The following is a 13,982-nucleotide window of genomic DNA, read 5'->3' as shown; positions in this document are numbered from 1 at the left end:
TGCTGAATCGTAATCGGATAGCATATCCCTGATACATTCCAAATACAGGTAATGGTGCGTGAGTCAGCGTCATCTGAGGACTCTCCATCGCTGCAGGCTGTCCTTGATGCGCTGGACGACGCCGATTGCCGGGCCATTCTCCGTGAAACAGCTGAACCCATGACCGCAACCGAACTCATCGATACCTGTGACATCCCCAAATCAACGGTGTACCGAAAACTGGAACTGCTCAGCAATGCCTCGCTGGTTCGCGAACAAGATACGATCAATCCCGGCGGCGGTCGAACCACGACATACGAGCGAGATTTCGATGATGTGATATTCTCCATGGACGCTGACGACGAGTTTTCGGTAACGGTCGAACGGCCGCCGCGGAACGCCGACGAAAGGCTCAAAGATATTTGGTCAAAGATGGGAGAGGAGCTATGATGTGGGTTGCACCAGCCATTGTGGTGGTGAAAACAGTGATCTTGCTGTTAGGGAGCGGGATCACGTATATCGCGTTTCGAGCCTATCGTCGAACCGGAACACCTTCGCTCCGAGTGCTCGGCATCGGATTTGGTATCATCACGCTTGGCGCGTTGCTCGCCGGTATCGCCCATCAAGTTCTCTCAGTGTCACTGGAGATGGGGATCCTGATCAATAGTATCCTCGTGGCGATCGGTCTAGCCATCATTATGTACTCGCTTTATCTCGAACGCGGATGAACCTCTATGAGAGAATTCGGATCGGTATCCTGCCGCATAGACCGATGTCGGGGGCTGCCATTAGGGTAAGTACGAAATTCGGAGCATACTCCCCGCAGGATGACGCCACGAGTAGTTTTTCGCGCCCCGGAGAGGGCGAGGGCTCCATCGAGGGTCCTCAGCCAGAGGTGAATTCCGTGAGTCAACAACAGAGCGCCGACAACGTCTCGATCGACGACATTCCAGTCGATATCGACAACACGCAATCAGCGGAGGTCGATCCGGCCGACGTCCCCGACGAAATCGAGTCTATCACCCGTGGGCTCGCCGGTGAGCAGCCGCCGACGAATCCCATAGTGGTTCTCAAAGCGGCTCGGTGGTGGTACATTCACGGCAAGGGCGGCACGGATCCCGCCTTCCAGTGGGCCATCGAGTGGGCGCGTCACCTTGCGACCGACACGCCCAGCGACGTCGAGCGGTTCGACGAGTTCCTCAAGTACCTCGTCTCGGTTGGCTTTGCGGACGAACGCCACGAGCTCCGCTGACCGACAGAGCGGTTTTTGAACGCCCCCTGAGGGGTGCGGCGCGGTCTGAACAGACGCAGTCGCCGTGAACTCGATTCGGTGATCACGATGTCTACGACCAGAGACTCGTCGGTCTCCTTCGACCAGACCGACACGCGATCCGACGAGATGAACAGTACGATCGAACAGTGGATCGACGACCTCGTCGCCGGCGTCGACGACGCGCAGGCCAGCGAAGAGTTCCAAGAGTGGCTCGATGTCCAGAGTCGTTTCCACGACTACTCCTACCGGAACACGCTCCTCATCAAGCGGCAGTGTCCCGAAGCAACCCGCGTGGCGGGCTACAATACGTGGAGGTCGGAGTTCGACCGGCACGTCCAAGAGGGCGAACAGGCGATCTGGATCTGGGCACCCATTATTACGAAGCAGTGCCCTGAGTGCGAGAATTCGCCGAGCTACCACGAGCAAAGCGACTGTGACTACGACGAGACACCGCCCGAGGAGTGGTCCAAAGGACTGGTTGGATTCAAACCAACGGCAGTCTTCGATGTGTCTCAAACCGAGGGCGAACCGCTCCCCGAGTTGGAAACCGAGGCCACTGGTAACGCCGACGACCTGGTGCCAGCGCTCCTTGATGCGGCAGCTACTCTCGATATCGACGTCCGTGTCGTCGACGCTGCTGAGTGGGAGCATGGCAACGCAAAAGGCGTCTGCAAACACCGGAACCTCCACGAATGCCAACCCGTCGTCGAAGCGAAAGATAGAGCGAATCAGGCCGACCTCGCGGTAACGCTGATTCACGAGTACGCCCACGCGCTGCTTCATTTCGATGGCGACGACGAGCCCGAGCGCGCAAAACGCGAGGTCGAAGCGGAAGCCGTTGCGTACATCGTCGGGCGGTATTTCGACCTGGATACGAGCGGTTCAGCGTTCTATCTTGCCGCGTGGCAGGACGACGATGCGGAGAGCATTCAGGAGCGTCTCGGCCGGATCAGTTCGACCGCTCAGGAGATCATCGACACAGTTGTAGAGGGCTGAAGACGCCTTCCTGAGCCGTTAACCAACATCTGGGGGGTGCTATCCCACTCTGTTGGTTAATTCGTTCGGCGTCCAACCCTGCGTGTTTCGATCGGTCCCAAGACATACCCCACCGACAGTCGATGTTATAGTTCAGAATCGAGTCGGCGCTGCTGGTCACGAAGGAACTCAACGACGGCATCGATATCCTGTTCGGGAACCGTTTGCTGTTCGAAGACTCCTTTGAATGCATCTGCGAAATCCTCCGACGTGAGGCGGTTGAGGACAGTCTCGATGCGACCAGTGAGCTTCTCGGACTCTCCGCGATGCAGATGGGTCGCGATGCGGTCGAAATCCGCGCCAGCAGCCAGCACCACCAGATCCCGAGAGTCTGCCTTGCGGCCACTGTGGAGTTTCACCGCGAACAGCAACTCCCGTTCCGGAATCCTGGCTGTTACCGGGCGCCCGGTTCGCAGTTCCTCGGTGACAGAGTGCTGGGCCAGATAGCGATACGACCATTCAGCTTCCGTCTGGCGACAGCCCAGCGCGTCCACCATCGCGTCGAACTGAACCGGATTCCCGATATCTTTCGTAAACCGGATAGTCCGGCCCTCGTAGAGTTCGTTTCGCTCGACATCGGCCGTTTTCTCGTAGCCGCGGTCGGTGAGAAGGTCCGTGTAGTCGTCGACCGCTTGGGCCGGAATGACGACGTCGACGTCCGTGGTGAAGCGCTGATTGAACGCCGCAATCGCCCACCCACCGACGAGGACGTATGGCAGGTCAGCGTCAATAACGGCCTCCAGCGTATCCAGCAGCTCGTCTTCGCGTTCACCGAGACTCATGCGTTCAAACGCGGATCCTCGTGGGACGCGTCGATATCGCGGTCGTACTCGTCGGCGATCATCTCCAACGCCGGTTCGTAGTTCACCCGGTACTCCAACATGTGCTCGATTGCCTCATCCAACGGAATAACCGGATTGCCGTCAACCCACTCGCGAGTGATCTCCCCACTCGTCGGGAACAACACGTACGAGACAGTCGCATCGTAGTCGGTCGCGTCCGGCCGCTCTTCGATCCGGCTCGGAATCCCGAACTCATCAAAGAACGCCGTCCACCGTTCGATATCCCGGTCGGCGACCTGGATGAAGATCGGATAATCGTCGTGGCCGCGAGCGATCTGATAGCCGCCGTGGGTCCAGACGTAGACGCCATCGATTTTCGTGTACGCAAAGGGCATCCCGGCGAAGTGTGGAATGACGTAGCCGTCGTCGATCGAGGGGGACAGCGCGAGAAATGGCCGCGACGAGGTCGTAGTAGCGATCCCTGACAACGTACTTCTCGATGTAGACGCCGTCTTCACGCCGGATGAAGCCTGCGTCCTCTAACCGCTCGATCCAGTCGTAGACCCACGAGTAGGAGCCGTCGATCTTCTGGGCGATTCGCCGGATCGAGTCACCCGGCCGGGCCGCGACCATGATCTTCGCCGCGGTCTCGTCGACGTACTCCATCATCGTTAGTTATCGGTATCGCATCTAGCGGTATTAGTCTTGTCCCTCGTATTTCCTATGGAGTTATCTCTATACAGATATACAATTCTTGGCTCCGGTAGTCCGATCCGGCTCAGCATTCGAGCAGAGAAGGGTTAACCAACAGAGGATACGACTGATCGCTATTTGTTGGTTAAGTCTATCAGCGCCCGCCGAGGGGCGGAGGCGCAGTCCCGTCTCCACGAACCATGACCGACCGATATCTAACGACCGTTCTCGACGATGCAGAGCGGGTCGCAGAGCACCACGAGCAGGTCGCCCAATCATCAGACAATCCGAATCACGAGTATCTTCGGTACGCCGTCCTTCGGCTACTCGAAGACGAGGCTGACGAAACATCGGTGGAGATACCGCAGATTGACGGCGTGACTGTCGGATACGGGGAGGACAAAGCGATGTACGAGAGCTGGGATGACGACGTCGAGTGGTGGGAGACGGTTCCGCCGCAGGCGGAGTGTACTCGCTTCCGGATGTTCTACCCCGACGAGTACGAGGCTGTTCCGCGAGTCATCGTCGACGTGATGGCAGCACTCGGGGCGTGGCGTGTCTGGACTGGGAGCGCTGCCGCCTGTGGCTCCTACGATCATCGCGAGCGCCGTGAGATCCACTACCTGTGGCTGGAAGGCCATCCGGTGGAGGAAGTGCTCCACGAGCGGCTCAGTGGCCCTGCGGAAGCCGTCGCTCCGGACGGGGGTCGAACGGGCGACGTTCGCGACCGACTGGTCGTCGACGAGAACACACAGTCGCAGGACGATCTCGAGCCCCGCACGGCGCGTGCCGTCGCTGAAGCGATGGACGTCTCGCTCCTCTCGAAAGGTGGCCGCTACGAAGTACAGTCCGCGTCCGGAAACCGGTACGAAGTTGACGTCGTCGACGAGTCGTGTTCCTGTCCCGACTGGCAGCAGCGCTCACCCGAAGGCGGCTGTAAGCATCTGCGTCGCGTCGATCACGAGATCAAACAGGGTCGTGTTCCACGTCCGGATGGTCGGCTCCCAACGACCTCAGGGTAAATCGCCATCTTTCTCGTCGGAATCGCTCTTATGCGACTGAGTAGTGTGGCGGCACACTGGACTTTTCACGGCCGGTCACCTACCGTGAGGTATGAGTAGCGACAGAATCGACGCCGAAAGCAAGGTGTCTGGAAACCAGGCAAACATCCCCGCCCGGATTCGGCGTGAACTTGATATCGACGATGGCGATCACCTCCGTTGGCGTCTCGAGGACGACGGGAGCATTCGGGTCCACGTCATCCAACAGCAAACCGGCACGTTCGCCGACTTCGACGGCTACGCTGGTGAGGAGGCGGCCGATGTGACGAGCGAGCACGACGCCTGGGGCGTCGACGTCGAGTAAATGCCGCGGGCACTCATCGATACGACAGTCCTCTTTGCCGCCGCATACCGGCGGGATGGATCCCACGACGTTGCGCTCCCAGTGCTCCGAGGCATCGACGATGGAGCGCTACCGGAGGCAGTCGTCCTCGACTACGTGCTCGCGGAAACGCTCAACGGCCTCACGACCCACGCCGGCCACGACGCAGCCGTCGATCTCCTCGATCGCATCGAAGAAAACGCCCGCTTCCACATCGACTCCCTCACCACCGATGCCCTCGCGACCGGGAAGGCCCTCTTTCGCCAACACGAACCCCTCTCCTTCGTCGATGCCTGCATTGTCGCGTATATGCAAACCGAAGGGCTCGGCTACCTGTATGCGTTTGACGACGATTTTGACGCCGTCGAGGATGTCTATCGGCTCGATACAGCAACGAATCCCTACGATCCGAACTGACGCTGGCAGACGACACGGCTGGTGGCGATGTTCACGCTCAGGCTAGTCGTACCTCGTAGTCAGCCGCCAGCTCCTGGAACTCGTCCCACTCCGGGAGCCGGTCGTCGTCGACCTCGCCGTGCGTCTCGAGGTAGCGGAGCAAGGCGTCGATTTCGTCTTCGAGACCATACTTCGCCGCCTGCTCTCGGAGGTCCGCCTCGTCGACGTCGACGTGGCTGAGCAGGAGGAGACAGTACGAGCGGTGGCGGCTGCCGTCGTCGATCAATAGCGTGTGACAGCAAAGTTCCGCCGGCGAGACTGCGTCGAGATCCTCGGAGTAGAAGTAGTAGCGATGGCCGGTGAGCAGGAACTGGAGGTCGAAGGCCGCGAACCGAGCGAGGCCGGTTTCGTGGAACGCCTCCGCGTCGATCTCCGTCTCGGCCTGCGCGAGGAATTCGTCGTAGTCCGCCCAGAGAATCGTGCCCTTCAGGGCGACGGCTTCGAGGTGCTGGCGATGCAGATGGTGTGCAAGTTCACGTGCGAACGCGTGGAGGCGGCCGAAGTCGGCGTTGAACTCGTAGTGGCCGTCGACGGTCCCGACGAGCCCGCGGTCACGAAACCGCTTGAGGACGCGGTTGACCGTGTTGCGGTAGTTGTCGCTCCGGTCGGCGATCTCGGAGACGGTCAGCGGCTGGTCAAGGTAGTACAGCACTTCGAGTGCCTTCCCGGTTAGCAGCTCGGGGAAGTCGATGTGGGAGTGCTGGCGAACGAGGTCCTGGTAGAGTTCGACGGCACGAGCATTCGATGGGACGACTCGTTTTCGGCGGCCGTCACGTTCCGTATAGACGAGCCCCTTCTCGACGAGGTCGCCGACGGCACGGGAGAGGTAGCTCTCGCTGTGGTCAAGCTTCGTCGCGAGCTCGGAGATCGTGTCGCCGCGGTCGACCGTGGCGAGGACCTCAAGCTCGATGCGCCGGAGCACGGCGTAACATAGTACGAAACTTATTTATAAAGAAGTTTCGAGTAGTGTTACAGACAGCCATTATGAGAACCGTCTCCATCGTATTAACCAACAAAACTATGGAGTCGCGGGTAGTGTTGGTTAACACGAGAGCAGCCGATGTCCTACGAACCCCCGACCCCACCGGCGAACCTCCCAACGGAGATCGTCAACACGCTCAACGAAGCCACATCGGCGCATCTTCGGGACGTTGCCAGCTACGCCGAGGCGTTGGCCAAATACAAGGAGCGTGAAGCTCGTCTCAAGGAGGAAGAGGCGGCCGCCGCCGACGTCGAGGAGCGCCCCGATGACCTCCCGGACGACGTGCCAGCGAAGGCGACGATCACGATCAAGGAAATCAACGACAACCGCTACTACTACTGGCAGTGGCGGGAAGGAGATTCAGTGACATCGAAGTACAAAGGACCGGTGAATCCCGACGAGTGAACTCAACTCGGGGCTCCCACCCTACGTTGCCGTCGTTTCCCCACGGTCTCCGTATCATCGATGGTATCGGCGACAAGAAAATCGTAGAACACACCCCCGTTTTCGAGTTGTAAATGGGAGAGGGCAAGGAGATACCACAGTACATCGACCGGCACGTCAAATCTCTTGACTCACCCACCCCCGTTTTCGAGTAGTAACGAGACATCCCGACGAAGGACACCCCCATTTTCGAGTAGTAAGTGTGGGGTGAATACAGGCGGGATTAGTTCTTACTCCGGAACTGCTTCAGCCGTTCGCGGACAACCGCGCTGATAGTCGCCTCTTCGTGAGCTAGATCTTCGAACCGGGAATCCTCACGGATCGTCTCCATGATCGTTTCCGGATCCTCGGAGAGGGAGAAATACATATGCACTCCTCTGCCTCGCCCCTTGCCCCGACGCTCGAAGTCCAACACACCGTACGTACTCTGTTCTGTGACGTGATTTACGAACGTCTCGCGACTGTACTGGTCTGCGTCCATCGTATCAGCAATGAATTGGTACGTCTTGAACGCAGGTCCAGCTGGGATCCACTCAGGATGTTCTCTTGCGTAGTTGGCCGTCGCCGCCACGGCGTAGATAGAGAGTTTCTTTTGAGTTGAAATGCCGCTGATATGGCGGAGCTTGCGGTTTTCGGTGTATTTCTCCTGGGCTTCACGGACATCAGTCTCGGTAACTGTGTCAGCTCCACGCCGCTCAGCTAATTCGCCAGCCCATCTGAGGAGATCAATCGCTTTCCGCGCATCCCCGTGCGTTTGGGAGCCGAACGCAGCAACAAGCGGAACAACGTCATCTGCAAGTGAGTCTGGCTTGAAGGCGTCCCGCCGGTTGCGGAGAATACTACGGAGTTGGTTCGCATCGTAATCGTCGAAGAAGATATCGTCAGGGTTGTAAGAACTCTGTGCGCGGCTGTTGAGGTCCTTCATAAAGTCGGCGTAGTTCGTGATCGTCGTGAGCGAGATGGGACCATCAAAGTCAGCGAGTTTGCGAGCCCGTGAAAGCTGGTAGATGAGAGAATTGTACTCTGCCTCCTGATACGGTCCTCGAGCATATCGATTTCATCGAGAATGAAGATGACACCGTCGTAATACTCTCGCATCAGTTCGTACAGTCGCTCCAGCTTCTGATCCGTTGAGACACCGGTTTGGGGAACACCAGGATCAACGCCAAGGTCGTCGGCAGCAGCTTTGACTAACCGATAGACAGCCCGATCTGCGGTCTTCGGCCCCTCGCAGTTGATTGAAATGACCCCGAAGGTCTTGCCTTGGGATTCACACAGTTCGACGATCTGTTTACAGACTGCATGAATGATGAGCGATTTCCCCGTTCCAGAGGGACCACTCAGAAGCATATCGGGGATCCCCTCATTCTGGAGGATCGGTTTTAGATTGTCGACGACACGGCCCAGCTGGTCGTCACGACCGACGATACGATCCTCGTCGATGATGGTATCTGACCGGACGAGGTCTTTGTTCGCGAATACCCCACCGGACGACTCGGTTTGGAGCCGATCACGAATTGAGATACCGCCACCGTCGCCGTTAGTTGCTTCTTGAGACGAATCGGCGGGATCTGATCCGTTTCCGAAGGTCGCTTGTGACGTGCCAGGAGACTCCACCTCCTCATCCATCGATTCGGGGTTTTCAGGATCAGCAGCAGAAGATTCACCACCCTCCTCACCTTCCGGATTATTCGATCCTGCTCTACGTCCCTCTCGTCCCATTATGAACCCCCTCGAACTCTGGGTATAAAAATATGGACCCTTGTGGAGTTGTAACCGGGCGAAAACAGGCTATCTAACGACTACAGACCCGTATCCTCTGGATGAGTCAGATACCGTCTTCGGAATCTATCACCCTCCGTTGTCGAGTTGTAACGGTTCGACGAAGCTCGCTATCGTCGAACTTCCTCGATGACCCGGACCCCCATTTTCGAGTTGTAAGATGTTGGGGGCGGTAACACACCTGGTTCGATGCTCCCACCCTCATGTTGTAAGGAGAAGTGAGTCGAGGTGGGTCTCGGAGCAAAATCCACATAATCCGGATTTTGTGAATGATGCTCAGGGTGATACGGTCTTTCTCACACTCCCCGTTTTCGAGTAGTAAGCGCCAGAATGATTGCGAACGAACGACGCTCGTAGAATCCGTTCACGAGTGAGAGGAATACCAGGTTTCGGATATGATTGCTGGTGAAGCCGCTTTGGTGATCTCGAATGTTTCACCCCCTCCCCCTTTTTCGAGTTGTAAACTCGTAGCCTCGGGGAGGGGGTGAACAGCAAGAGGGACTGCAAAGCAGCCGATAGTGGCGAATATGCACGATAGATAGGTTGAGTGTCTAATCTTCCAACTCACAACTAGATATGCGAAAGTTTATGTCACACCCTATCTTACCATAACCGTACTAGAGACGAATAGAATATATCGTCTAGCTGAGCTAGACGATTGATGTCTCGGGATGTAGATAACGACTCCATCTCGCTTGTGGTTCTCATCCCGCGTATTATCGCGTCTTACCACCTCTACACCAACTTTAGTTACCTCAACTCTCGCTACACTACGTCTTGGATAGCCTGTTCCCCGCGACTTACAACTCGAAAAAGGGGGAGGGGTTCGTCAGGTTCAGTCCGTGATACCGACTACATGTGTTCCACTGAGCTCACGCCGGATGTCGTTCTAGTTCCAGTCAAAGCGAGACAGTATACTCTCGACAGCTCGGACCAGCTGCGTATCGTAAGGAGATGCATCGAGGTGTCGATCTCTTTGTGAGCGAGGACAACGCGGTCCCGCGAGGATTTCTCGTCGTCGACGATCACGTACTCGATATCTTGTCCGGGATGGACGGCAAGGTCCTGAGTATTCTGTGTTTAGCTTTCTCGGTGTCAGCGGATATCCTGCTCTGCCCCGAACTTCTGGGACGTTCCGGAGGCTCTGCCCAGTTCTTGCTTTCTGTTCAGTAGGTCGTTGTCGTCTCAAGAAAACGATCCTCCCGAGACACTCGTTGAGGAGGACAAGGCTCGGGACGTGACTGTTGAGGAAACGATTAGGATGACGGCATCGCGAAGGCTGACCGCGGCTACGTTTTGATGGTTCCGGGGAGTAGCCCGGCGACGAGATTCGAACACGACGGGGACCATTACTCGAGTGAGGTACAGAAAACAGCTGAAACACGGGTGTTCGATTTTCGGTCAATCGTCTCTTGGAATCGCTTGTGGAGTATATCCCAACGCTCCTCTAACTGGTCAACCTTCAGGTGAAGCACGTTACTTCCATATTGATGGACTCTTCGAGTCGAGTAAAGCAATAGCTGATTATTTTTTCGGAGATGCGTACTCATGAACGCCCTCAAGGAGGAGGACGCGCATTCCGAAATTGGGGGAGAATGTCGTATTAAAAAAGCGAGTCGAGTTCGTCCGCATCATCTCCAAGAATCGATTCGAGATGGCGATCCGAGGACCCAGCCCTCTCCGAATTCGTGGTCTGTGCTTCACTTCCGACTGATCGCAATTCTCGAAGTCGATCAGCACCTGATATACCAGAAAACAGAACAACGACTGCGACCGTGTTCGACTCTGGAAGTGGGTAATCACCGCCACGTATCGAAAGACACCCGGTTTGCTCTTCTACCCATGTTCGCCCACGTTCGATTCCTTTACGGGTGAGACTGTCACTGGGACCGGCGACGATAACGAGGCCGCGGTCGATCGAGACGTTGGCGGGTTCGACTGGGAGGGTGAGACGGCCAAGGGTTGCACGGCGAACGAGACTTGTTATCCGATTCGTTCCCCCAGCTGAATCCGGGGAAGACCCACTCGTAAATCGGGAGAGGAGGCCTGCCGACTCAGCACCGTTCTCCTCGTCGAGTGGCTGGGAGGCATATCCGAGTGTGGAGACACCACCGCCCTTGAGAGTGTTTATGATTTCGCTTGCATCGACGACACTTTCTGGATTCGCGGTTCCCATGTCAATGTCACCCGCTCCGAAGAGGACGCCAAGGCGAGTCGCGAGCTCTCGATTGATCGCTGTGTATCCGCCCGTCAGTGACTCGTTTGCCTGTCGATGGGCGTCGTTATCGAAGACAAGGAGGTTGTCCAGTTCCCGGACAGCAGTCTGTGAGGAGCGAGCGGCATTGAGTGAATAGAGCCCGCCTTCATTGGTGCTCGGGAGAATGCCGAGCCCATAAACCGGCTCAGTATACAGCTGCTTGAGGTGCCGGCCGACGACGGGAAGGGCACCACTTCCCGTCCCTCCACCGAGGGCAGCGACGAGGAGAAACGCATCGATTTCATGGACAGGAATCGTGTCGATGACGTGCTGGATCTCGGTGATATCTTCGGTGGTGATTGTGGCACCAAGCTCATTATCGCCACCGACACCCTGCCCGCCGACCTGTGACTGCCCGATGAGTACCCGTGCGTCCGCTGGAACGTGCTCGAGTGCGTTGAGATCAGCCGTTGCTGTGTTGACCGCGAGTGCATCATGGACGATGTGGCTGTTCGTTCGCTGATCGTACTCAAGGAGGGCATCAACGATTTTCCCACCCGCTTGGCCGAGACCGACGACGCCGAGTTTCATATGGGACCACCCTACCTACCCGGTAACAGTTTGTAAAGCCAGTTTCCCGGTTTCGGGTAGTGAAGCGGTGTACATCTGGTCGGAGCGAATGCCCCGGGACGTGACCCCCGCGGCGATTCACTGGTCAGACATTCGATCATCGTCCCAGGATCTCCGAACCGTCGAAGGTAACCGGTTGATACAATTGTGGCAGTATCGATATCCGACGGGATTCCGTGCGCCACAGTTTTGGCAGACAACAACCCAGTCATCTGCTTTTGAGGTATCCTGTTGCACCTTCCGTGCTTTGACCGCGATAGCAGGATGGGAATGGCGGCGACGTCGTAGACGGGGAGTACGAAGAAATACCCGAAGACGAGCAGTACACCGATCGCAACAAGGGCGATTTTGGTTTCATCCGAGACCGTGATTGCGGACATCCATTGGCGAACAGAACGAACGAGTTCAGTCAGCATTTCGTCTAGAAGTGAAAGCTTCAATATGACATCCTGCACGGGCACTATTCGTGCAATCGTTCGCCAATGGTATCTCCGTTAAGCACGGTTTCGGATAGCGAATCCCAGAGTCCCATTAACAAGGAACGAACTCAAATCTCTGATTGGGTATCTATGATATCCGGAAACCCACGGTGAACGGAGATCACGATACCTCAAAAGCCGGTTGAAAACAGATTAGAGGTACCCTTCGATTCGTCGTGCCCACCCCTCGTCTGTAGCTCCCTTCCCCACCCCTGCCCCTTTCCACTACGGAACCCGACACTATTAGGAAAGATTGATACGACAACCGTAGCAAAAACTGAATACGAACGGTTGCGGGACGTCTTCGGACCGTGAAGCCAATCCCTCAATCGTACATACGCGGGGAAGCAACGCAGAGGTGGCATGGACTGTGAGCAAAGAATGGGAGCCAGAGAACGTGTTCGACGTCCTCGGGAGCGAGGTTGCTCGGCAAATTCTTGCGTTAGCCAGCCTCAAACCCCTGTCAGCCACCGAACTCGCCGAACACTGTGGGGTCTCGGAGCCAACGATTTATCGACGGATTCACGCGCTCCAGGAATACGATATGCTGGACGAACAGATGGAACTCGACGATGAGGGCCATCACTACAAACGATTCAGAACGAGTCTCAAGGAGGCACGGTTCCAGGTTGACGAAGGACAGTTCGATATCGATATCCAGCTCAAGAAAGACTACTCTGACAAGTTCACGGATTTCTGGAACGACCTCGAAAAGGGAGCGACAGAGGTCTCAAACGATACGAACGCAGACTCTCGTCACCGTGATAGTTCGTCGTCTGATCTCAGTGGTGGATAATCATGGCTGAGCCGCCGGAGTTCTGGAGTTTCCTCGTAGCCAATTCACTCCTGTTCATCGCCGGAGGAAGCTTGACCGTGCTCAGCTATCGAGCCTATCTTCGCATTCAACAACACAGCCTCCGCCTCGCAGCAGGAGGTTTCGCACTCATCACTCTCGGTGGCCTCCTCGACATCATCTATCAACTCGGTGTTCGGCAAGACTACAATCTTGGTGCCCGTGAATCGCTTGCGCTTCAAACGCTTGATAGCCTGGTTATTACTGCAGGACTTGTCGTTATTTTCTATGCCCTATCTCGGTACTGACTGTTTACGACGAAAGCCTGTTGGACGCTATATTCCGGACTTGGTTGATCATAATCCGTTGGATTAATCAGTTGTCGTAGGTGACGGTGAGTTCGGTGGTCGGTCTTCTTCATTTAGAGCATCCGGTTGTGGGGCTTCTCCAAACCCGCAACTAATAATGCGGATGAGGGCATCCTCAACGGATTCATCGAGTTCTGTTACGTCCTCCGTCTCAAGTTCAACGACAAACCCTGTTGTGATGTTCGGTGCCGTCGGAATGAACACTACATCACGTCCATCCGACGCACGATTTCCAGTCTTGAATCCAGTCATATACATCCCGGGCCACGTTTCAACTCGCACTGGCGTGCGTAGGTGGTCAGTGCCGTCAACAACCGTCTCGATTCCCATTTTCGAGGCGTTATAGACGATTCGCAATCCAGGGATACGATTCACGAGCGTATCCAGTGTGGCTTCAACGATTGTTCCAGTCGTCGTCCGCATTAATGAGCCGGTGACCAAGACGAGCCCAGCGAACCCGGCGAGAACGATTGCGACGCGAACGATTGGTGGCTGCACAGCATTCAATACCGGGAAACTAGCAAGCACACTGTATATCCATATGACAACATACGCTATGACGAGAAGCGGAGCAAGAACAACGAGACCACTCGCTGCATCTCCTCGCCACGTTGTGAATCGGCCAGGCATATAATTAATCCAGCCACCCCCAGCAGTCATCGCGTTTGGTAGAGATAAGAGTCATAACGTGAGACGGCAAAATATC

Annotated in this window: 15 protein-coding genes and 3 pseudogenes; 10 read left to right on the top strand and 8 right to left on the bottom strand. The window is 56.4% G+C overall.

The annotated features are described in order from the left end of the window. Window positions 1-51: 51 nt before the first annotated feature. From ACFQJD_RS00865 to ACFQJD_RS00850, 4 genes are all read left to right on the top strand, one after another. Entirely contained in the window at window positions 52-429 is a 378-nt protein-coding gene (locus ACFQJD_RS00865) for a helix-turn-helix domain-containing protein (RefSeq protein ID WP_379795464.1), read from the top strand. Further along, window positions 426-707 (top strand): DUF7521 family protein, encoded by a 282-nt coding sequence (locus ACFQJD_RS00860; RefSeq protein ID WP_379795462.1) that lies wholly within the window; start codon window positions 426-428, stop codon window positions 705-707. The genes ACFQJD_RS00865 and ACFQJD_RS00860 overlap by 4 nt, the downstream gene beginning before the upstream one ends. A gap of 176 nt (window positions 708-883) precedes the next feature. Further along, window positions 884-1,231, top strand: coding sequence for a hypothetical protein (locus ACFQJD_RS00855; RefSeq protein WP_379795870.1), 348 nt, complete (start codon window positions 884-886; stop codon window positions 1,229-1,231). A gap of 87 nt (window positions 1,232-1,318) precedes the next feature. Then, the gene (locus ACFQJD_RS00850) at window positions 1,319-2,248 is read left to right on the top strand and encodes an ImmA/IrrE family metallo-endopeptidase (protein WP_379795460.1); all 930 of its coding nucleotides are present in this window, start codon (window positions 1,319-1,321) and stop codon (window positions 2,246-2,248) included. Window positions 2,249-2,373: 125 nt separating this feature from the next. Here ACFQJD_RS00850 and ACFQJD_RS00845 read toward each other — a convergent pair whose 3' ends face one another. Together ACFQJD_RS00845 and ACFQJD_RS00840 are read right to left on the bottom strand one after the other, a co-directional pair. Further along, the gene (locus ACFQJD_RS00845) at window positions 2,374-3,069 is read right to left on the bottom strand and encodes a nucleotidyltransferase domain-containing protein (RefSeq protein ID WP_379795458.1); all 696 of its coding nucleotides are present in this window, start codon (window positions 3,067-3,069) and stop codon (window positions 2,374-2,376) included. Then, window positions 3,066-3,735, bottom strand: a pseudogene (locus ACFQJD_RS00840) (helix-turn-helix domain-containing protein). The gene ACFQJD_RS00845 and the pseudogene ACFQJD_RS00840 overlap by 4 nt, the downstream one beginning before the upstream one ends. 227 nt (window positions 3,736-3,962) lie before the next feature. On the opposite strand from ACFQJD_RS00840, the gene ACFQJD_RS00835 reads away from it, so the two are divergent. From ACFQJD_RS00835 to ACFQJD_RS00825, 3 genes are all read left to right on the top strand, one after another. Continuing rightward, entirely contained in the window at window positions 3,963-4,784 is an 822-nt protein-coding gene (locus ACFQJD_RS00835) for a hypothetical protein (protein WP_379795456.1), read from the top strand. 91 nt (window positions 4,785-4,875) lie between these two features. Next, window positions 4,876-5,127, top strand: coding sequence for an AbrB/MazE/SpoVT family DNA-binding domain-containing protein (locus ACFQJD_RS00830; protein WP_165896087.1), 252 nt, complete (start codon window positions 4,876-4,878; stop codon window positions 5,125-5,127). Further along, entirely contained in the window at window positions 5,128-5,562 is a 435-nt protein-coding gene (locus ACFQJD_RS00825; protein ID WP_165896086.1) for a PIN domain-containing protein, read from the top strand. It abuts the gene before it with no gap. A gap of 37 nt (window positions 5,563-5,599) precedes the next feature. Here the strand turns inward: ACFQJD_RS00825 and ACFQJD_RS00820 are convergent, their stop codons facing one another. Then, entirely contained in the window at window positions 5,600-6,523 is a 924-nt protein-coding gene (locus ACFQJD_RS00820; RefSeq protein ID WP_049987285.1) for a MarR family transcriptional regulator, read from the bottom strand. Window positions 6,524-6,661: 138 nt separating this feature from the next. Between ACFQJD_RS00820 and ACFQJD_RS00815 the strand changes: the two genes are divergently transcribed. Further along, window positions 6,662-6,988 (top strand): hypothetical protein, encoded by a 327-nt coding sequence (locus tag ACFQJD_RS00815; RefSeq protein ID WP_165896085.1) that lies wholly within the window; start codon window positions 6,662-6,664, stop codon window positions 6,986-6,988. 262 nt (window positions 6,989-7,250) lie between these two features. Here ACFQJD_RS00815 and ACFQJD_RS00810 read toward each other — a convergent pair. The 4 genes and pseudogenes from ACFQJD_RS00810 to ACFQJD_RS00795 form a co-directional block, all read right to left on the bottom strand. Next, window positions 7,251-8,656, bottom strand: a pseudogene (locus tag ACFQJD_RS00810) (Cdc6/Cdc18 family protein). Window positions 8,657-9,701: 1,045 nt separating this feature from the next. Further along, window positions 9,702-9,877, bottom strand: a pseudogene (locus tag ACFQJD_RS00805) (DNA polymerase I); the annotation flags it as partial. Window positions 9,878-10,412: 535 nt separating this feature from the next. Then, window positions 10,413-11,597, bottom strand: a complete 1,185-nt coding sequence (locus tag ACFQJD_RS00800; protein ID WP_165896084.1) for a tubulin/FtsZ family protein — start codon at window positions 11,595-11,597, stop codon at window positions 10,413-10,415. 11 nt (window positions 11,598-11,608) lie between these two features. Continuing rightward, window positions 11,609-12,097 carry a hypothetical protein gene (locus tag ACFQJD_RS00795; protein ID WP_379795453.1) on the bottom strand — a complete coding sequence of 163 codons (489 nt, stop codon included), beginning with the start codon at window positions 12,095-12,097 and terminating at the stop codon, window positions 11,609-11,611. Window positions 12,098-12,512: 415 nt separating this feature from the next. Between ACFQJD_RS00795 and ACFQJD_RS00790 the strand changes: the two genes are divergently transcribed. Next, the gene (locus tag ACFQJD_RS00790) at window positions 12,513-12,911 is read left to right on the top strand and encodes an ArsR/SmtB family transcription factor (RefSeq protein ID WP_379795451.1); all 399 of its coding nucleotides are present in this window, start codon (window positions 12,513-12,515) and stop codon (window positions 12,909-12,911) included. 2 nt (window positions 12,912-12,913) lie between these two features. Continuing rightward, complete coding sequence (locus tag ACFQJD_RS00785; protein ID WP_165896083.1) at window positions 12,914-13,216, top strand: DUF7521 family protein; 303 nt, start codon at window positions 12,914-12,916, stop codon at window positions 13,214-13,216. Window positions 13,217-13,279: 63 nt separating this feature from the next. Here the strand turns inward: ACFQJD_RS00785 and ACFQJD_RS00780 are convergent, their stop codons facing one another. Further along, on the bottom strand, window positions 13,280-13,906 hold the full coding sequence (locus ACFQJD_RS00780) for a DUF502 domain-containing protein (RefSeq protein ID WP_248898243.1): 627 nt from the start codon (window positions 13,904-13,906) through the stop codon (window positions 13,280-13,282). Between the last annotated feature and the right edge of the window lie 76 nt (window positions 13,907-13,982).

The sequence above is a fragment of the Haloplanus sp. GCM10025708 genome, assembly GCF_042663985.1.
GTDB classification, from domain to species: Archaea; Halobacteriota; Halobacteria; order Halobacteriales; family Haloferacaceae; genus Salinirarus; species Salinirarus marinus.
Note: the sequence above shows the minus strand (reverse complement) of the source record. Positions and strands in the feature narration are given on the sequence as shown.